The sequence below is a fragment of the Streptomyces sp. Tu 2975 genome (assembly GCF_009832925.1).
In the GTDB taxonomy this organism is placed as follows: Bacteria; Actinomycetota; Actinomycetes; order Streptomycetales; family Streptomycetaceae; genus Streptomyces.
This window is the reverse complement of record NZ_CP047140.1, coordinates 5933991-5953131: the sequence shown is the minus strand read 5'-3', so window position 1 is coordinate 5953131 and position 19141 is coordinate 5933991. Positions and strand designations below refer to the sequence as shown.

Here is a 19141-nt window from a genome sequence, read left to right as displayed (position 1 = left end):
CCCTGGCGGTGAAGGTGGGCCACAACGGACAGATCGGTATCCGGAGGACTCTCGCAGAGCAGGCTTCATTGCCCACAGCGTTTTCGGCTCATGCCCGGGGATTGCGGATTCGAAACCACCGAGTAACGGCTACTTATGTCGTGCCTTGCATAGTGTCTCACCCCTGGGCGCCTTCGCGGCAGGACGTACGTCACAGGGTGCGGGACGCGGGCCGGAAACGCGAACGCACCGGCTCCCCAGGGGAGCCGGTGCGGTGACGGGGCCGGGCCGGGCGGCGTCAGACGGCGGTCCCGATGAGGGTGCCGAGGCCGTACGTGAGCGCGGCGGCCGCGCCACCGAGGGTGAGCTGGCGCACACCACTGAACCACCAACTGCGGGCCGTGACCTTCGCCACCAGCGCCCCGCACGCGAAGAGGCCGACGAGCGCCAGCAGCACCGCGGGCCACAGCGTGCTCGCGCCGAGGAGGTAGGGCAGCACCGGCAGCATCGCTCCCAGCGCGAACGCACCGAACGAGGACACGGCGGCGACGAGCGGCGACGGCAGGTCGTCCGGGTCGATGCCCAGCTCCTCGCGGGCGTGGATCTCGAGGGCCTGCTCGGGTCCTTCGACAGCTGCATCGCCACTTCACGGGCGAGCGCCGGCTGCACACCGCGGGCCACGTACAGGGCGGCCAGCTCTTCCATCTCGTCGACCGGATGCTTGCGCAACTCGCGGCGCTCCACGTCCAGTTCGGCCTCGACCAGCTCGCGCTGGGAGGCGACGGAGGTGTACTCGCCGGCCGCCATGGAGAAGGCGCCGGCGGCGAGTCCGGCAAGTCCCGCGATGACGACGGTCTGCTGGGAGACCGCCCCGCCGGCGACACCGGTCATCAGCGCGAGGTTGGAGACCAGTCCGTCCATCGCGCCGAACACCGCCGGACGCAGCCAACCACCGTTCACATCGCGGTGCGTGTGGTTGTCACGGTGCGCCTCGTGCAGCGTCGCTTCGGTCTCGATGATGGACACAGCTCTCCCCTTTCTCCGGCAGCGGCCCGGTCGGCCCCGCCCCCTCGACGTCCTCGAAGATACGCCGGATGTAAGGGTCGTACCAGCAAGGCAGGCTTTACTTACCTGGCCGGGCGACTGGGCGAAGCGGGTGACAGAAACGTTCCTTCGACTCATTGCGGGCGGCTCGTGGCACAGATCGAGGAACAAGGCTCGCGCGCGCGAAGGGGACCTTCATGGAAGTGCTGGAAGCATCCGGCTCCGGTTCCACCGCCGCCCTGCTCGACCGGGCTCGTGGAGCACTCCTCGGCCTCGCGGTCGGCGACGCGCTCGGCGCCCCGGCCGAGAACCTGCGGCCCTCCGAGATCCGCCGCCGCTGGGGCCGCATCGAGGGCTTCGTGAGCGACGACCCGGCGGGCACCGACGACACCGAGTACGCCATCTTCTCCGGTCTGCTGCTCGCCCGCCACGGCTCCGCACTGACCGTCGCCCATGTCGAGTCGGCGTGGCACGAGTGGATCGCGGACCTGGACGAAGGACCGTTCCGCGGGGCGGGGTTCAGCGAGCGCGGCACCCTGGAGAACCTCCGCAGGGGCCTCGCGGCCCCCATCTCCGCCCAGCACCGGCACGCGTGGAGCGACGGTCTCGCGATGCGGGCCGCCCCCTTCGGCGTCTTCGCCGCCGGCCGCCCCTCGGAAGCGGCACGGCTGGTGGCCGTCGACGGGAGCGTCAGCCACGACGGCGAGGGCATCTACGGCGGCCGGGCAGTGGCGGCGGGTGTCGCGGCGGCCATGGGCGGCGCGGGGCCGGCGGGGGTGATCGGCGCGGCGCTGTCCGTCGTCCCCATGGACTCCTGGACGGCCCGCTCCATGCGGCGCGCGGTCGTCGCCGCCGGACGGACGTACCCCGACGCCCTCTCCATGGAGCGGGCGGTCCGCTCCGCGGTCGTCATCGGCGGCTATCCGTGGACGGACCTGGCTCCCGAGGCGGTCGGCCTCGCCTTCGGCGCGTTCGCCGCGGCACGGGGCGACTTCCGTACGTCGGTACTGACAGCAGTCAACATGGGCCGCGACGCCGACACCACGGCTGCGGTCGCCGGCGCGCTGGCGGGCTCGGTGTCCGGTTGGGCGGCGATCCCGGAGGAATGGGCGTCGGCCATCGGGCCGGTCCGCGGCAGCTGCCTCCCCTCCATGCGGGGCTATCACGTCCTGGACATCGCCGAACTGCTGACCCCGGACGACGGGGACGACCCGGCATGACACCCGGCCCGGACCCCGTCCCCGACCCCACGACGGCCGATCGTCCGTCCGCGGCGGCCGAAGCAGCGAGCCCGACGCGGGGCACCGCCGACGTGGTCCACGTCCACGACACCGCGAACGCCGGTACCCCACCCGCCGCCGAAACTGCCGGCGGAACGGGGAACCCCACAGGCCAGGTCCACATCCACGACAGCGCGAGGTCCGGTACGTCACCCGCGACCGAGGCCACCGGCCGGACGCGGGGCGCCGCCGACGTGGTCCACGTCCACGACACCGCGAACGCCGGTACCCCACCCGCCGCCGAAACTGCCGGCCGAACGGGGGACCCCACACACCGGGTCCACGTCCACGACACCGCGAACGCCGGTACGTCACCCGCGACCGAGGCCACCGGCCGGACGTGGGGCACCGCCGACGTGGTCCTCGTCCACGACACCGCGAACGGCCGCCCGCCGGGCGCGGCGGCCCATGCCTTCGCGACGGCACCCGCCCCGCACCCTCCGGCAGCCGCCCTCGGCGTCCGGCCGTCGGGCGAGACGGGCCACACGCGCGGCACCTCGCTCGGCACGCCGGCACCGAAGCACACCCGGCCCGGCGGGCGCCCGGCACGCCGGACGGAGTACCCCGCGCCGGACGGGCCGCGCCGGATCGAGGGCCTCCTGCTGGGACTCGCCGCCGGGGACGCCGCCGGATGGCCGGCCGCACGGCACCGCGCCGCCCGGATGCCCGAATGGACGCGGCGTCTGACCCGCGAACTCGACACCTTCGCCGAGCAGAACGCCACGACCACCCTGCCCGTCCCCATCGCGCTCAACCAGCCGCCGGAGCCCCTCCGGCTCGGCCCCTCCGACGACGCCGAATGGGCGGCGTTCGCCGCCGGGACCGTGCTCACCGCCACAGGGCAGCTCTTCCGCGGTCTCGCCCCGGAGCGCCGTATGCGGGCCGCGATCGACGTGGCCTGGAACTCCCTCGCGGGCCAGGTCGCCGCCGCCGCCGAGCGCGCTCCCGAGGTCGAGTCCGCCGTGCTGCCGCTGCGCGCCCGTATCTCCGTGCGCGCCGGGCTCGGCAACCTGGCCACCGGTCTGCGCCCTCCCGCCACCGGCCACGACAACCCGCACTACTTCGACGACGCCGCCTGCGTGCGGGCCGCCGTGCTCGCCGTCGTGCACCCGGGTGCCCCAGCCGCCGCCGCCGTGCTGGCCGAGTTCGACGCCAGGTACACCCAGGACGGCGACGGGGTCCACGGCGCCCGCGCCATGGCCGCCGCCGTCGCCGCCGCGCTCGGCGGCGCGGACGTGGACGCCGCCGTCGACGCGGCGCTCGCCCAGCTCCCGGAGGCGACGGAGATCGGCCGCAACGCCCACCACGCGGTCGGGCTCGCCCGCCGCGCTTCGGGCGCCTTCGAGCTGGTACCGCTGCTGGAGCACCAGATCGTCGACCATGTCTACAGCTACGGCATCGCCGCCGCGGAGACCGTGCCGGTCGCGCTCGCCGTCGCCGTCGCCGCGCGGGGCAAGGTCGCGGAGGCCGTGCCGGCGGCCGCCTGCCTCTCCCGCGTCGCCGACTCGGCGCCGGCCCTCGCGGGCGCGCTGACCGGGGCGCTCGGCGGCGGCACGTCGGTGCCCGCCACGTGGCGGGACGCCTGCCGCACCCTGGCCGGTTGCGCGTTGCCGCGTCTCGCGGGGACGGACCTCGTCGAGCTCGCCACCCTCCTGGAAACGGCGCTCCGTCCGCCCGGAGGGCTGCCACTGGGTGCCGCCCCGCCCAGCGGGTAGCCGAAACCCCGGCGCAAGGTCCGCCGTTGCCGGCCACCCCAGGGGGACAATTCCGACATGACGACGACCACGGCGGCGACGAAGACGGCCGCAGCAGCGGCGACGAATCCCCTCTCACTCGAAGACCGGATCACCGGCAGCCTCGTCGGAGCAGCGGTCGGCGACGCGCTGGGCGGCCCCGTCGAGGGGTACACCCCCGACCAGATCGTGGAACGGCACGGCGGGCGCGTCACCGGCATCGTCGGCCCCTGGCACGGCGACGACTGGCGCACCGCACGCCCCATCGCCCCGTACCACAAGGGTGACGGCCACATCACCGACGACACCCTGATGACGCACGCGCTGATCGGGGTGTACGCCACCGTCCGCGACCACCTCGACGCGTACGCCGTCGCCGACCACCTCGTCCCCGACCTCATCACCAACCCCCGCTGGATCCCGGAGCTCGAGGCCGAGGCCATTCCCCTCCAGCGGCTCTTCCTCGCCGAGAAGTGGCTCGTCGCCCGGCTGCACTACGGGCACCACGACCCGCGCGAGGCGGGCAGCGGAAACATCGTCAACTGCGGTGCGGCGATGTACATGGCTCCGGTGGGACTGGTCAACGCCGCCAACCCGGCGGCCGCCTATGCGGAGGCCGTCGACATCGCGGGCGCCCACCAGTCCTCCTACGGGCGGGAGGCGGCCGGAGTGTTCGCGGCGGCAGTCGCCGCCGCGTGCCTGCCGGGTGCCACCCCGGCCTCGGTCGTCGACGCGGCGACGGCCCTGGCGAAGGACGGCACCCAGGCGGCGATCGAGTCGGTGGCCGAAGCGGCCGCACGGCACACGGACTTCGAGTCGGCGCTGGTGCCGTTGCGGGCGGCGGTCGCCCCGTTCGACACGGTCGGCCCCGACTACCGCGCACCGTCGCTGGGCGCACGCCGCCCCTCACGTCTCCACTCCATCGAGGAACTCCCCATCGCGCTCGGCATGCTTCTCGTGAACGACGGCGACTACCGCCGTACGGTCCTGTCGGCCGTCAACTACGGACGGGACTGCGACTCGATCGCGACGATGGCCGGCGCGATCGCGGGAGCCCTGAGCGGCGAGGCGGCCGTGCCGGAGGAGTGGGCACAGCAGGTCGCGGAGGCCAGCCGTGTCGACCTGCACGCGCCGGCGGCCGAACTGGCCGCGGTCGCACGCGAGGTCCACGAGCGGGACACGCAGCGCCGCCGGGACCACGAGACGGCGTTCGCCACCCTCACGGACACGGCACGATGACCCGGACGCTGCGCCTGACCTGGGTCCAGCCGGAGGACCTGATCGGCCATGAACTGAGGCAGGCGGAAGAGGACGGCAGGGACGGAACGCCGGTCCGGGACCGCTGGCTGGCGGCCGGCGGCGCGCTCCGCCCGGATCGCGCCGGGGCGTCGCAGGTGCCCGCGCCGGGTCCGCTGCGCGCACTGGCCGAGGAACTGTTCGACGAACTGGCCGCCCTGCCCTGCCCCTCGGCCGCCGACGAACCCACGTCGCTCGCCGGCATCGCGGCAGCCTACGGCCTGCCCCCGGCGGCCCCGGGCCACGGTGGCGGCGGCGGCGGCGGCGGGAGAGCGTGGCAGTCCCCCACGGCCGAGTCAGGCGCCGACGTCCCGGCGCCGGGGCCGCCAGAGCCGTCCGACTCGTCCCAGGCGCGCGAGCCGTCCGAGCCGTCCGAGGGCGTCGGCAGCGGTACGCGAACGACCCGCGCCTCCGGCCCTGCGGACACACCCCGGGCCCGGCCGGCGCACCAGCTCGGGGACGCGCTGCACGCCGCCTGGCTCGGGCGTGCCGCCGGGTGTCTGCTCGGCAAACCCGTCGAGAAGCTGCCGCTCCACGCCATCCGTGACATCGCCCGCGCCACCGGCAACTGGCCCCTCACCACCTGGTTCACCGCCAAGGGTCTGCCTCCGGAGCTCGCCGCCGCCCATCCTTGGAACCGGCGCAGCGCCCCGACCTCCCTCGCCGAGAACATCGACGGCATGCCGGAGGACGACGACCTCAACTACCCGCTCCTCGGTCTTCTCCTCCTCCAGCGCCACGGCAGGGACTTCACCACCGACGATGTCGCCCGGCTCTGGCTGGACGAGTTGCCGGCCGGGCGCACGTTCACGGCGGAGCGCATCGCCTACCGCAACCTCCTCTGCGGCATCGAGCCCCCGCTGACCGCCTCCCACCGCAACCCGTTCCGCGAATGGATCGGCGCGGCCATCCGCGCCGACATCCACGGCTGGACCAACCCCGGGGTGCCCGAGGCCGCCGCCGCGCAGGCGTACCGGGACGCCTGCCTCACGCACACCGCGAACGGTGTGTACGGCGCCATGTTCACCGCCGCCGCCATCGCCGCCGCGGCCACCGGCACCGTGGACGTGCACGCGGCGATCGCCGCCGGCCTCACCGTTGTCCCGCCCCGTTCACGCTTCGCCGCCGCCGTGCGCTTCGGCGTCAGGGCAGCCGGGGAGCACGCCGACTTCGCCGACGCCGTCGACAGCGTCCACGCCGAGTACGGGGCCTACCACTGGGTGCACGTGCTCCCCAACGCCGCGCTGCTCGTCGCCGCGCTCACCCACGCCGACGGTGACTTCACCGGCTCCATCTGCCGTGCCGTGTCCGGGGGGCTCGACACCGACTCGAACGGTGCGACGGCCGGATCGCTCGCGGGTCTGCTGGCCGGGCGGCCGGACGCCCTGCCCGACCGGTGGACCGCCCCGCTCAAGAACCGGCTCGCCACCTCCGTCACCGGGTTCGACGGCGTCGGCTTCGACACGCTCGCCCACCTCACGCTCAAGGAGGCACTCCGCCCATGACAGGCATCGTGGTGCTCGGCAGCACCAACATGGACCTCGTCGCCTTCGTGGCGCACGCGCCGAAACGCGGGGAGACCGTCACGGGACGCGAGTTCCGCACGGTCCCCGGCGGCAAGGGCGCCAACCAGGCCGTCGCCGCGGCCCGCGCCGGCGGCGACGTCGCGATGATCGGCGCTGTGGGCTCCGACGCGTTCGGCCCCCAACTGCGGCACACCCTCGAATCCTGCGGTGTCGACATCGACCTGCTCAGGACAGCCGAATGCCCCTCCGGCACGGCCCACATCGTCGTCGACGACGAGGGCGGCAACGCCATCGTCGTCATCCCGGGCGCCAACGGCACCGTCACCGCCCTCGCCCCCGGCGAGGAAGCCCTCATCGCCACCGCGGACACCCTGCTCCTCCAGCTCGAGCTCCCCCTCAGCGCCGTCCTCGACGGCGCCGAGGCAGCCCGCCGCCACGGGGTGCGGACCGTCCTCACCCCCTCCCCCGCCCAGCCGCTGCCGCCCGAACTCCTCGCCGCCACCGACCTGCTGGTGCCCAACGAGCACGAAGCCGCCACCCTCACCGGCATCGCCGACCACCGCGCCGCGGCGCAGGAACTGCTGCGCCAGGTCCCGGAGGTGGTGATCACCCTGGGGTCCGCGGGCTGTCTTTACGCGGCCCGGGGCACCGAGCCGATCAACGTCTCCGCACCTGGGGTGCAGGCCGTGGACACCACCGCGGCGGGCGACACCTTCGTCGGCGCCCTGGCCGTGGCACTCGGTGAGAAGAAGCCGATCAGGCAGTGCCTGGCCTGGGCATGCGCGGCCGCCGCCCTGTCCGTCCAGCGTCCGGGAGCGTCCTCGTCCATGCCGTACCGCACCGAGATCGACGCCGCCTCATGAGTCCTGCGTCGTCTCCCCTCCCCCTGAATCCCCTCGCCGGTAACCCGCTTCCCTTGAATCCCCTTCCGCTGAGTCCCCTCCCGCCGGAAGGCCACCGTCCGCCGGAAGGGCACCGTCCGCCGGAAGGTGATATTCCGGTGGAGGGTCGCCTTCCCCTGGAGGGTCTGCGTGTCCTCGACCTGGCGACCCTCTTCGCCGGCCCCCTGTGCGCCACGATGCTCGGTGACTTCGGCGCCGAGGTCATCAAGATCGAGCATCCGACCCGCCCCGACCCGTCACGCGGGCACGGCCCCGCCAAGAACGGGGTCGGGCTGTGGTGGAAGGTCCTCGGGCGCAACAAGCGCAACATCACCCTCGATCTGTCCGCCCCCGGCGGCCGGGAGACCCTGCTCCGTCTCGCCGCGACCGCCGACGTGGTCGTGGAGAACTTCCGCCCCGGCACGCTGGAGAGATGGGAGCTCGGCTGGAACGAACTGAGCGCGGCCAACCCCCGGCTGGTCCTCGCCCGAGTCACCGGCTTCGGGCAGTTCGGCCCGTACTCCCACCGCCCCGGCTTCGGCACCCTCGCGGAGGCGATGAGCGGCTTCGCCGCCGCCACCGGCGAACCGGAAGGCCCGCCGACCCTCCCCCCGTTCGGCCTCGCCGACTCCGTCGCCGCCCTCGCCACCGCCTACGCCGTGATGACCGCGCTCAGCGCCCGTGCCACCACCGGCCGGGGTCAGGTCGTGGACATGGCGATCATCGAACCGATCCTGGCGGTGCTCGGCCCGCAGGCGCTCTGGTACGACCAGCTCGGCTACATCCAGCCCCGCACGGGCAACCGCTCCCGCAACAACGCGCCGCGCAACATCTACCGCACCGCGGACGGCGGTTGGCTCGCGGTCTCCACCTCCGCCCAGTCCGTCGCGGAACGCGTCATGCATCTCGTGGGCCGGCCGGAACTCGTCGACGAGCCGTGGTTCGCCACCGGAACCGGCCGCGCCGAACACGCCGGCGAACTCGACGACGCCGTCGGCGGCTGGATCGCCCGCCGCACCCGCGACGAAGTGATCGACGCGTTCGAAAAGGCGGAAGCCGCCGTCGCCCCCGTCTACGACATCAGCGACGTCATGGACGACCCGCAGTACCAGGCGCTCGGCACCATCACGGAAGTGCCGGATTCCGAACTCGGCACGCTGCGTATGCAGAACGTCATCTTCCGGCTGTCGGAGACCCCCGGCCGTATCCGCTGGGCCGGCCGGCCGCACGGCGCCGACACCGAGGAGGTGCTGGCCGAACTCGGCCTGACCCCCACCGACATCACCGGACTCCGCACCCAAGGGGCACTATGACCATCCCCCTCACCTGGCTCTACGCCCCGGGCGACCGCCCGGAAGTGGTACGCAAAGCCCTTGCCACCGAGGCCGACATCGTCATCGTCGACCTCGAGGACGCCGTGGCCCAGGGCCGCAAGCAGTACGCCCTCGACGCGACGGCCGAACTGCTGTCGTCCCCCCAGCCGCTCCCCGTCCATGTCCGCATCAACTCCCCCCACGACGTCGAGACCCTCGCCGGGCTGCCGGGCCTGAGTGCCCTGCGTATCCCCAAGGTCGCATACGCCACTGACATCCAGCAGATCGCTGCCCGCGCACCGGGCATCCCCCTGTACCCGCTCATCGAGTCGGCGCTCGCCGTGGAACACGCGTACGCGATCGCCACCGCGCACGGCGCCGTCGCCGGCATCGCGCTCGGCGAATCGGATCTCCGCGCCGACCTCGGTCTGCGCGGCGACGCCGGGCTCGACTGGCCCCGCACCCGTACGGTCATGGCCGCGAGGGCCGCGGGGCTCGCGCCGCCGCCCCAGTCGGTCTTCCCGGACATCCTCGACCTCGACGGCCTCTACGCCTCCTGCTCCCACGGCAGGTCCCTCGGCTTCCTGGGCCGGGCGGCGATCCATCCCCGCCAGCTCCCCGTCATCGAACGCGCCTTCCGCCCGACGAAGGAGGAGATCGAAGCGGCCGAGGAAATCGTGAAGGCGGCAGCGTCGGACGCGGGGGCGCTGGCGCTGCCGGACGGCCGTTTCGTCGACGCGGCGGTGGTGGCGGGGGCCCGCCGGACGCTGGCGCTGGCGAGCCGCGAAGAGCTCTGAACGGGGGACGGAGGCGGGGGCCGCTGCGGGCGCGTGGCCGCTGCTGGTACGTGGCCGCTGCGGGTACGCCGCTGCGCGGGGCCCGTCCCCTCCCCGCCCCTTCCCGAACCGGGGCAGGCCCCGGACCCCGTACCGCCTTCGGCGGTGTCCTCAATCGCCGGACGGGCTGACACAGTCAGCCCCGCCGGGGGCACCTCCCACGGCCGCCAGGCCGTAGGGGGAGATCGAGGCGCGGGGGTCCGGGGCTTGCCCCGCCACGCGGCGGAGCCGCACATCGGTACAGCGGGAAGGGGCGGGTGGGATGGGATGAGGTGGGGGAAAGGCTCGCCGCAGCGACCCACGCCCGCACCGCCCCCGTGTCACGCCTTGCCGGGCGACTCCGACGCCTCCGCGGACTCCGGTGCCGTGTCCGACGCCGACGCCGACTGCGTCTCGGACTTCGCCGTGCCGGCGCCGTCCTCGGGCTCGCCGTCGGCGGACGGGGCCGCCGCGGCCGCGTCGGACTTCGACCTGTCCACCGCCGCCGGCTCCACGATCTCCTCGCGTCCCGGACGTGTCCGCGACGAGATCACGATGTACGTGACCGCCAGCAGGAAGACCACGATGGAGGTCCAGACGTTCAGCCGCAGACCGAGGATGTCGTGCGCCTCGTCGACACGCATGTACTCGATCCAGCCGCGTCCTGCGCAGTACGCCGCGACGTACAGCGCGAACGCCCGCCCGTGACCCAGCTTGAAGCGGCGGTCGGCCCAGATGACCAGCAGCGCGACGCCGATGCACCACAGGGACTCGTACAGGAACGTCGGGTGGTACAGGCCCGCCTCGCGGTTCGCGCCCTCGGTGATCTTGAGCGCCCAGGGGACGTCGGTCTCCCTGCCGTACAGCTCCTGGTTGAACCAGTTGCCCCAGCGGCCGATGGCCTGCGCGAAGGCGATTCCGGGTGCGAGGGCGTCGGCCCATGCGGGCAGCGGGATCCCTCGGCGGCGGCAGCCGATCCAGGCGCCGACCGCGCCCAGCGCGATCGCACCCCAGATGCCGAGGCCGCCCTCCCAGATCTTGAAGGCGTCGACCCAGTTCTCACCCTCGCTGAAGTACAGCTGGTAGTCGGTGATCACGTGGTAGAGCCGACCGCCGACCAGGCCGAACGGCACGGCCCAGACAGCGATGTCGGCCACCGTTCCGGCCTTGCCGCCCCGGGCGACCCAGCGCCGGTTGCCGTACCAGACGGCTACGAAGACGCCGATGATGATGCAGAACGCATAGCCTCGCAGCGGAAGCGGTCCGAGGTGGATCACTCCGGTCGACGGGCTGGGAATGTAGGCGATGTCCATGGCAGGACCGACGCTACCCTGCCGGGCGGGACGTACGGCAACCCGCCCGGCAACTTCTGGGTAACGGGACACGGTCATGGCCAGGGGCGCGGCCATGGTCACGGGCACAACTCCGCGGCTGTCCGCGGGCAGCCCAGGCACCACCGGGTCCGTGGCCGCCGCCGGGTCCGAGAACCTTCACCCGCCCGTGCCGCCTCAGGACGCCGACGCTCCCGGGCTCGCGCTCCCGCCCCCGGTCGGCGCCGCCGGCCGCTCTGTGCCCGGCGGCTTGTTCTTGTTGGCCTCCTTGACCCATTTCTTGAAGTTCGCGACGGAGATCTGCTCCTTCCCCTTCGTCGGGAAGATCGACTCTCCGTTGAGCAGCACGGTCGGGGTGCCGGTGAAGCCGCCGGCCTGGAAGGCTTCGTTGGACTTCTTCACCCAGCCGTCGTGCTTGCCCTCCTCCACACAGCTGCGGAACGCGGGCGTGTCCAGTCCCTCGACCTTGCCCGCGAGCTCGATCAGCTTGCCGTTGTCGGCGAAGGCGTCGTCCGGCTCCGGCGGCTGGTTCATGTAGAGCACGTCGTGGTAGGGCGCGAACTTCCCGGCGTCCTGGGCGCACGCCGCCGCGTTCGCCGCGCGCAGGGAGCCGCTGCCGCCCATGTTCCCGTCGATGATGGTGGCCAGGTGATAGTCGATCTTGATCTGGCCGGCCTGCTCCAGATCGTGGATCGTGTCGCGCAGAGCGTTCTCGAACTGGGCGCAGGCCGGGCACCGGAAGTCCTCCCACACCGTGAGGGTGGACGGGGCGTCGGCCGCGCCGACCGGGATGGCGAGCTGCTCCTCGCCCTGCACGCCGCTCGGCGCGAGGAGCGGCCCCGCATCCGTCGTGCCGTCGCCGTCGTCCTTGCCGCTGTTGGCGGCCACCAGGCCGGCCACCGCGGCCAGCCCGAGCACGCCCACCACGGCCGAGGCCACGATCAGGGTCCTACGGCGCTTCTCGCGTGCCTTTTCCCGCGCCCGATCCTGCTGGAGCCGCTCGCGCGCTCCCCGCTTCCGCTCTTGGTTCTCGCTCACACCCCGCAAACGAACCGGGGAGGCGTGTGCGCGCCTCCCCGGTCCCTGATCCACTCGTACGGGCTACGACTTTCCGCGCACGCCCCGTGCCAGTTCGCCCGCCAGTTCCCGTACGGCCGCGACGGCCGCGCCGTCGTCGGGTGCGTCGAGCATCCGCTTGACGAACGCCGAGCCGACGATCACACCGTCGGCGAACGCCGCGACCTCCGCGGCCTGCGCCGGGTTGGAGACTCCGAGACCCACGCAGACCGGCAGCTCCGTCGTGGCGCGGGTGCGGCGCACCAGATCCTGTGCCTGCTCGCCGACCGACTCGCGGGTACCGGTGACGCCCATCAGTGAGGCCGCGTAGACGAAACCTGATCCGGCTGCCGTGATCTTCGCGAGGCGGGCGTCCTTGCTGCTCGGCGCGACGACGAAGACGGTGGCGAGGCCGTGCTTCTCGGCGTGCTCCCTCCACAGCCCGGCCTCCTCGACCGGCAGGTCGGGCAGGATGCACCCGGCGCCGCCCGCCTCGGCGAGCTCAGACGTGAAGCGCTCGACGCCGTAGCGGTCGATCGGGTTCCAGTAGGTCATCACGAGGACCGGCTTGCCGGTGGCCGCGTGGGCCTCACGGACCGTACGCATCACATCGGCGATCCTGACGCCGCCGCGCAGGGCGATGTCGTCGGCGGTCTGGATGACCGGGCCGTCGAGGACGGGGTCGCTGTGCGGCAGTCCGACCTCCACCACGTCGGCGCCGCCGTCGAACGCCGCCTTGACCGCATCGATGCCGAGGTCGACGGTCGGGAAACCGGCGGGCAGATAGGCGATGAGCGCGGCCCGGTCCTCGTTCCTCGCCGCGGCGAGCGTGTCGTTCAGCAGCTGGATGTTCCCGCTCACTTGGCGTCCCCCTGGATCTCTGCGGCGCCGTTGTCGGCTGAGGCGTCGGCCTCGACCCGGGCGTCGGTGTCGTACAGACCGAAGTAACGGGCGGCGGTGTCCATGTCCTTGTCACCGCGGCCGGAGAGGTTGACGAGGATCAACCCGTCCTTGCCGAGCTCGCGCCCGACCTCCAGCGCGCCGGCCAGGGCGTGCGCCGACTCGATGGCCGGGATGATGCCTTCGGTGCGGGACAGCAGCCGCAGGGCCTGCATCGCCGCGTCGTCGGTGACCGCGCGGTACTCACCGCGGCCCGAGTCCTTCAGGTACGAATGCTCGGGCCGATGCCCGGGTAGTCCAGGCCGGCCGAGATCGAGTACGGCTCGGTGATCTGGCCCTCGTCGTCCTGAAGGACGTAGGAACGGGAGCCGTGCAGGATGCCGGGCTCGCCTGCGGTCAGGGTCGCCGCGTGCTCCCCGGTCTCGATGCCGTGGCCGGCGGGCTCGCAGCCGACCAGCCGGACACCGGAGTCCGGGATGAAGGCGTGGAACAGGCCGATGGCGTTCGACCCGCCGCCGACGCAGGCGACGGCGGCGTCGGGGAGGCGCCCGGCCCTCTCCAGGATCTGCCGCCTGGCCTCCACGCCGATGACGCGGTGGAAGTCGCGCACCATGGCGGGGAAGGGGTGGGGGCCGGCGACCGTGCCGAACAGGTAGTGCGTACGGTCCACGTTGGCGACCCAGTCGCGGAACGCCTCGTTGATGGCGTCCTTGAGGGTGCGGCTGCCGGACTTCACGGCGACGACCTCGGCGCCGAGCATCCGCATCCGGGCGACGTTCAGCGCCTGGCGCTGGGTGTCGATCTCGCCCATGTAGATGGTGCACTCGAGACCGAACAGCGCGCAGGCGGTGGCGGTCGCGACGCCGTGCTGACCGGCGCCCGTCTCCGCGATGACGCGCGTCTTGCCCATCCGCTTGGTGAGCAGTGCCTGGCCCAGCACGTTGTTGATCTTGTGCGAGCCGGTGTGGTTGAGGTCCTCGCGCTTGAGGAAGACGCGGGCGCCGCCGGCGTGCTCGGCGAACCGGGACACCTCGGTGAGGGCGCTCGGGCGGCCCGTGTAGTCGACCATCAGGCCGTTCAGCTCGGCCGCGAAAGCCGGGTCGGACTTGGCCTTCTCGTACTCGACGGCGACCTCGTCCACGGCGGCGACGAGCGCCTCCGGGATGAACTTGCCGCCGAACGCACCGAAGTAGCCCTCGGTGTTGGGGACGTGACCCTCCGGGTCGGGGATGAAGTAGTCGCTGGACATGGCGACGCGCTCCTTGTCGGGACGGAAGAAGAGGACGACGTAGGTGGCGCCTGCGGGCTGTTCCCCGTCCCATTTCTACGGCCTGGCGGCCGTGGGGACCCACTTCCCGTGACCGGCCTCGGCCCGGACCCGTACCGCGCTTCGCGCGGTGCCCTCGGACGCCGGGCGGGCCGACTTCGTTCGACCTCGTCGGGGGTACCTCCCACGGCCGCCGGGCCGTAGGGGGAATTCGAGCTGCGGGGGTCCGGAGCAGAGCCCCGGTTCGGGACGGGAGGGGGAGCGGAAGGACACCCGCCCGAGGGACGCCTCAGCGGCCGTCCCGCGCCACGGCCCCGCGCCATCGCATTCCGTTGACCTGGCCCGGCTCGTCACCGATCACGTACCGCACGCGCCGCCCGTGCACCCGCCGGGCCGGCGCCCGGCAGCCGCGGGGCGGCAACCTCGGGCGAGGCGGGCGTAGGGGTCACGGGGCGCGCCGCCCCCGGCGGCGGCCACCGTCCGGCCGACGCACGCAGAGGGCACACCGACGAGCACGGGGCGGGGCCCCGCGGTCCGGCGGGCTCGGCTGCGAGCGACGGCGGCGGTCACGGCCGGGTCAGCTCCTGCCGTGCCGCAGCGCGGGGTGCGCGCCCGCGGCCACCAGGTCGGCGACCGCGGCCCTCGGGTCGCGGCCGGTCACCAGGGATTCGCCGACGAGCACCGCATCGGCGCCGGCGTTGGCGTAGGCGATCAGGTCATGCGGACCGCGCACACCCGACTCGGCGATCTTGACGATGTGTGCAGGGATCTCGGGGGCGACCCGCTCGAAGGTGGAGCGGTCGACCTTGAGGGTCTTGAGGTCGCGCGCGTTCACGCCGATGATCTTCGCTCCGGCGTCGACGGCCCGCTCGGCCTCGTCCTCGTCGTGGACCTCGACCAGCGGGGTCAGGCCGATCGATTCGGCGCGCTCGATCAGCGAGACCAAGGCCTCCTGGTCCAGCGCGGCGACGATCAGCAGCACGACGTCGGCGCCGTAGGCGCGCGCCTCCCACAGCTGGTACGCGGTGACGATGAAGTCCTTGCGCAGCACCGGGATGTCGACCTTGGCGCGTACGGCCTCCAGGTCGGCGAGCGATCCGCCGAAGCGGCGCTCCTCGGTCAGCACGGAGATGAGGGCCGCGCCGCCCGCCTCGTAGTCGGCGGCGAGTCCGGCGGGGTCGGCGATCGCGGCGAGCGCGCCCTTGGAGGGGCTGGAGCGCTTGACCTCGCAGATCACCTTGACGCCCTCACCGCGCAGCGCGGCGACGCCGTCCTTGGCCGCAGGAGCCTTGGCGGCGCGCTCCTTGAGCTCGTCGAGGCTGACACGCGCCTGCCGCTCTGCCAGGTCGGCGCGCACACCTTCGATGATCTCGTCGAGCACACTCACGCGAGCGGCCCCCTTCCGGGACGGTGTTGATGGATCAGGATCAGCCATGTCGATGGTATCCGCAGGAGGGCCCTGGGCACGCATCCGGTCACTGCCTGTCCCACTACCTGGGACTTCACGGAGCCAGGGCCGAGCCGAACGGCAGGTTCCGCACCACGCTGAAGATCACCAGGGCGCCGCCCACGACCCACCACCATCCGGTGGAGAGGCCGATCCTCAGAGGGCGGCCCTGTACGGCGCGAATCAGCCACATCACCCACACGACGGCGAAGACCGCGTAGCCCACGACGGCGACGGCGTTGGCGCCGAGGGCGGTGCCGATGTCGCCGTGGACGAAGGCGTGGGCGCTGCGCAGTCCGCCGCAGCCGGGGCAGTAGATGCCGGTGAAGCGCAGCAGCGGACAGACCGGGTAGTGGCCCGGTTCGTTCGGGTCGACGGTCCCGACGTAGGCGAACGCGGCGGCGGCACCGGCGAGCACGGCGAGCGGCGCGGCGACGCGGCGCGCGGTCGACGGGGCGGGCCTGGCGGGAGCGGCCGGCACGGCACCGGCGGGCCAGGTACGAGGGGCAGGGCCGGCGGCCTGCCAGGACTCGCCCGTCACCTGCCCCGGTGCCGTTGTGCCCGTCGCGCCGGGGCCGGCGGCCGGGTCCGTGGCGTGGTGGCCTGCCGCGGGTACCGCGGCCGGCGGCGGGACGGCGGGCGGGGTGGGAGCTGGGGTGGGGTCCACGCGGTGATTCTCCCCGTTCGACGGCAGCGGCGCAGCCCGGCCTGGCCGGGCTGCACCGCTGTGCGACATCTGCGTGCGAGGTCTCAGACCGTCACGTTCTCCCGCGCCGCGGCGCGCTCACGGGCCGCCACCACGTGGTCCGGGTCCTTGGGGGTGCCGAGTCCGGCCATCTTCATCGCGCCGCCGATGACCGCGCCGAGCAGGATGAGCGCAAAACCGGCCCAGAAGCCGACGGGGCTGTTCGCCACCATGAAGACGCCTGCGACACAGAAGCCGATGAAGGCGATGATGACGCCGGTCCAGGCGGCCGGGGTGTGTCCGTGTCCGTGGCTGCTGCCCGCCATGAGTTGCTCCTCGTTTCCGATGCGATTCGTGCGCCGGTGCTCGTGCTGAGCCGGACGCTCGTCCTTCATTGTCCCGTACGCCGGGGCGGGCGCGGCGCGGGGGTCACCCTTCGCGCGTCGGGTCCTCGCCCCGGTCCAGGGCCTTCCAGAGGTCCTCGGGACGGTCGGGGTCGGCCGGGCGTTCCTTGCGGGCACGCGGGCTGCCGTCGCGCTCGTAGCGGCCGGACATGGACGGCCACAGCCGGCCGTAGCGGAGGGCGAGCAGTCCGGCGAGCAGGATCAGCACACCGCCCGCCGCGGTGACGTAGGGCCAGACCGTGTGGGAGAGGGCTTCGACGGTGGAGGCGGCGTCGCCGGTGGTGCGGGCCGCCTTCTCGTCGAGCGCTCCGGTGTCGGACGCGCCGAGGAGTGCGGCCGTCGCGGCGCCGGCGCCGCTCAGGGCGAGCAGCGCGGCGACGAGCACCCGGCCGGCGCGGCGCACGGCGAAGACCGCGACCAGCGCGGCCAGTCCGACGATCGCGAGTGCCGTGGGGACGCCGGTGACGTCCGAGCCCTTGGCGTCGAGGGAGACGGTTCCGCCGCCGACGGACGCGCTGCCCTCGGCCCAGATCCGGCCGGCGGCGAGCAGGACGACGGTCGCGCCGGCGGCGCCGAGGAAGAGGGCGGCAGCGAGGCTGCGGCGGCTGCTTGTGGCAGGCGTCGCGGCTGCGGCTCGGGGCGGGGGTACGGGTACAGCACTCACGTACCCCACTATCCCTTACCGCTCGTGGGGTCGTTCAGGCGGTTGGCCGTGTGCACGGCCCGCAGTACAGCGGCCGCCTTGTTGCGGCACTCCGTGTCCTCCGCGACCGGGTCGGAGTCCGCCACCACACCCGCGCCGGCCTGCACGTACGCCGTGCCGTCGCGCAGCAGGGCGGTACGGATGGCGATGGCGGTGTCCGAGTCGCCGGCGAAGTCCAGGTAGCCGACGCAGCCGCCGTACAGGCCTCGGCGCGACGGCTCGAGCTCGTCGATGATCTGCATGGCGCGGGGCTTGGGCGCCCCGAGAGCGTTCCCGCGGGAAGCAGGCGGTGAGCACGTCGAAGGCCGTGCGGCCCTCGGCCACCTTGCCGGTGACGGTGGAGACGATGTGCATGACGTGGGAGTACCGCTCGATCGACATGAAGTCGACGACCTCTACGCTGCCCGGCTCACAGACGCGGCCCAGGTCGTTGCGGCCCAGGTCCACGAGCATCAGGTGCTCGGCGCGCTCCTTGGGGTCGGCGAGCAGTTCGTCCGCGAGGTCGTTGTCCTCCTGCGGCGTGGCGCCACGGGGCCGGGTGCCGGCGATCGGGTGGACCATGGCGTGCCCGTCCTCGACCTTGACGAGGGCTTCGGGGCTGGAGCCGACGACGTCGAACCCCTCGAAGCGGAAGAGGTACATGTACGGCGAGGGGTTGGTGGCCCGCAGGACGCGGTAGACGTCGAGCGCACTCGCAGCGCACGGGGTCTCGAACCGCTGTGAGGGCACCACCTGGAAGGCCTCACCGGCCCGGATGCGCTCTTTGACGTCCTCGACGGCGGCCTGGTAGTCGGGGCCGCCCCACAGCGCGGAGAACTCGGGCAGCTCGGAGGCGGGCAGCGCGGTGGGCGGGGAGGCCAGCGGCCGGGCGAGATCGGCCTGCATGGCGTCGAGGCGGGCGACGGCGTCGGCGTGGGCCTCGTCGACGCCGGTGTCGAGGTCGTTGTGGTTGATCGCGTTGGCGATCAGCAGAACCGTGCCGTCCCAGTGGTCGAGGACCGCGAGGTCGGAGGTGAGGAGCATGGTCAGTTCGGGGAGCTTCAGGTCGTCGCGCTCGCCGGGGCCGATCTTCTCCAGCCGGCGCACGATGTCGTACCCGAGGTAGCCGACCATGCCGCCGGTGAAGGGCGGCATGCCGGACGCGAGATCGCGCGGGGTGTGCAGGGTCTCCACGGTCTCGCGCAGCGCGTGCAGCGGGTCCCCGTCCGTGGGGACGCCGACCGGCGCGTGGCCCAGCCAGTGCGCCTGGTCGTCGCGGACGGTCAGCGTGGCGTCGGAGCGCACGCCGATGAAGGAGTAACGGGACCATGAGCGTCCGTTCTCCGCGGACTCCAGCAGGAAGGTGCCGGGGCGCTCCCCGGCCAGCTTGCGGTAGAGCCCGACGGGCGTGTCGCCGTCCGCGAGCAGTCGGCGGCTCACCGGGATGACGCGGCGGTCGGCGGCGAGCTTGCGGAACGTCTCGAGATCCATGGCGCCAGACC

At 73.2% G+C, this 19141-nt stretch carries 14 protein-coding genes and 4 pseudogenes; 7 read left to right on the top strand and 11 right to left on the bottom strand.

From position 1 onward, the window contains the following. Positions 1–277 precede the first annotated feature (277 nt). A pseudogene (locus GLX30_RS26420) lies at positions 278–1005 on the bottom strand (VIT1/CCC1 transporter family protein). Positions 1006–1220: 215 nt separating this feature from the next. On the opposite strand from GLX30_RS26420, the gene GLX30_RS26415 reads away from it, so the two are divergent. From GLX30_RS26415 to GLX30_RS26385, 7 genes are all read left to right on the top strand, one after another. Beyond that, on the top strand, positions 1221–2243 hold the full coding sequence (locus tag GLX30_RS26415; RefSeq protein WP_159692985.1) for an ADP-ribosylglycohydrolase family protein: 1023 nt from the start codon (positions 1221–1223) through the stop codon (positions 2241–2243). Between the two features lie 416 nt (positions 2244–2659). After that, positions 2660–4018, top strand: a complete 1359-nt coding sequence (locus GLX30_RS26410) for an ADP-ribosylglycohydrolase family protein (RefSeq protein ID WP_244258501.1) — start codon at positions 2660–2662, stop codon at positions 4016–4018. Positions 4019–4075: 57 nt separating this feature from the next. Continuing rightward, positions 4076–5275, top strand: a complete 1200-nt coding sequence (locus GLX30_RS26405; protein ID WP_159692983.1) for an ADP-ribosylglycohydrolase family protein — start codon at positions 4076–4078, stop codon at positions 5273–5275. Beyond that, positions 5272–6837 (top strand): ADP-ribosylglycohydrolase family protein, encoded by a 1566-nt coding sequence (locus GLX30_RS26400; protein ID WP_159692981.1) that lies wholly within the window; start codon positions 5272–5274, stop codon positions 6835–6837. The genes GLX30_RS26405 and GLX30_RS26400 overlap by 4 nt, the downstream gene beginning before the upstream one ends. Further along, the gene (gene rbsK / locus GLX30_RS26395; protein ID WP_159692979.1) at positions 6834–7721 is read left to right on the top strand and encodes a ribokinase; all 888 of its coding nucleotides are present in this window, start codon (positions 6834–6836) and stop codon (positions 7719–7721) included. Before GLX30_RS26400 ends, rbsK begins: the two co-directional genes overlap by 4 nt. Positions 7722–7744: 23 nt before the next feature. Beyond that, positions 7745–9052, top strand: coding sequence for a CoA transferase (locus GLX30_RS26390; RefSeq protein WP_244258500.1), 1308 nt, complete (start codon positions 7745–7747; stop codon positions 9050–9052). Then, entirely contained in the window at positions 9049–9849 is an 801-nt protein-coding gene (locus GLX30_RS26385) for a CoA ester lyase (RefSeq protein ID WP_159692977.1), read from the top strand. Before GLX30_RS26390 ends, GLX30_RS26385 begins: the two co-directional genes overlap by 4 nt. A gap of 359 nt (positions 9850–10208) precedes the next feature. Here GLX30_RS26385 and lgt read toward each other — a convergent pair whose 3' ends face one another. The 10 genes and pseudogenes from lgt to GLX30_RS26335 form a co-directional block, all read right to left on the bottom strand. Further along, positions 10209–11180: a prolipoprotein diacylglyceryl transferase gene (lgt, locus tag GLX30_RS26380; RefSeq protein ID WP_159692975.1), complete on the bottom strand. Its 972-nt coding sequence runs from the start codon at positions 11178–11180 to the stop codon at positions 10209–10211. 195 nt (positions 11181–11375) lie between these two features. Further along, a complete protein-coding gene (locus GLX30_RS26375; protein WP_159692973.1) occupies positions 11376–12236 on the bottom strand; it encodes a thioredoxin domain-containing protein in 861 nt (286 codons plus the stop codon). 63 nt (positions 12237–12299) lie between these two features. After that, the gene (gene trpA, locus GLX30_RS26370) at positions 12300–13115 is read right to left on the bottom strand and encodes a tryptophan synthase subunit alpha (RefSeq protein ID WP_159692971.1); all 816 of its coding nucleotides are present in this window, start codon (positions 13113–13115) and stop codon (positions 12300–12302) included. After that, a pseudogene (trpB, locus tag GLX30_RS26365) lies at positions 13112–14403 on the bottom strand (tryptophan synthase subunit beta). Before trpB ends, trpA begins: the two are co-directional and overlap by 4 nt. A gap of 307 nt (positions 14404–14710) precedes the next feature. After that, a pseudogene (locus GLX30_RS36235) lies at positions 14711–14898 on the bottom strand (tryptophan synthase subunit(beta)). Between the two features lie 100 nt (positions 14899–14998). Then, positions 14999–15808 carry an indole-3-glycerol phosphate synthase TrpC gene (trpC, locus tag GLX30_RS26355; protein ID WP_159692969.1) on the bottom strand — a complete coding sequence of 270 codons (810 nt, stop codon included), beginning with the start codon at positions 15806–15808 and terminating at the stop codon, positions 14999–15001. Between the two features lie 115 nt (positions 15809–15923). After that, the gene (locus GLX30_RS35475) at positions 15924–16349 is read right to left on the bottom strand and encodes a DUF2752 domain-containing protein (RefSeq protein WP_244258499.1); all 426 of its coding nucleotides are present in this window, start codon (positions 16347–16349) and stop codon (positions 15924–15926) included. 269 nt (positions 16350–16618) lie between these two features. After that, the gene (locus GLX30_RS26345; protein ID WP_159692965.1) at positions 16619–16879 is read right to left on the bottom strand and encodes an HGxxPAAW family protein; all 261 of its coding nucleotides are present in this window, start codon (positions 16877–16879) and stop codon (positions 16619–16621) included. A 103-nt stretch (positions 16880–16982) separates the two neighbouring features. Then, positions 16983–17630: a TIGR02234 family membrane protein gene (locus GLX30_RS26340; RefSeq protein WP_159692963.1), complete on the bottom strand. Its 648-nt coding sequence runs from the start codon at positions 17628–17630 to the stop codon at positions 16983–16985. Further along, a pseudogene (locus GLX30_RS26335) lies at positions 17630–19130 on the bottom strand (anthranilate synthase component I). Before GLX30_RS26335 ends, GLX30_RS26340 begins: the two are co-directional and overlap by 1 nt. Between the last annotated feature and the right edge of the window lie 11 nt (positions 19131–19141).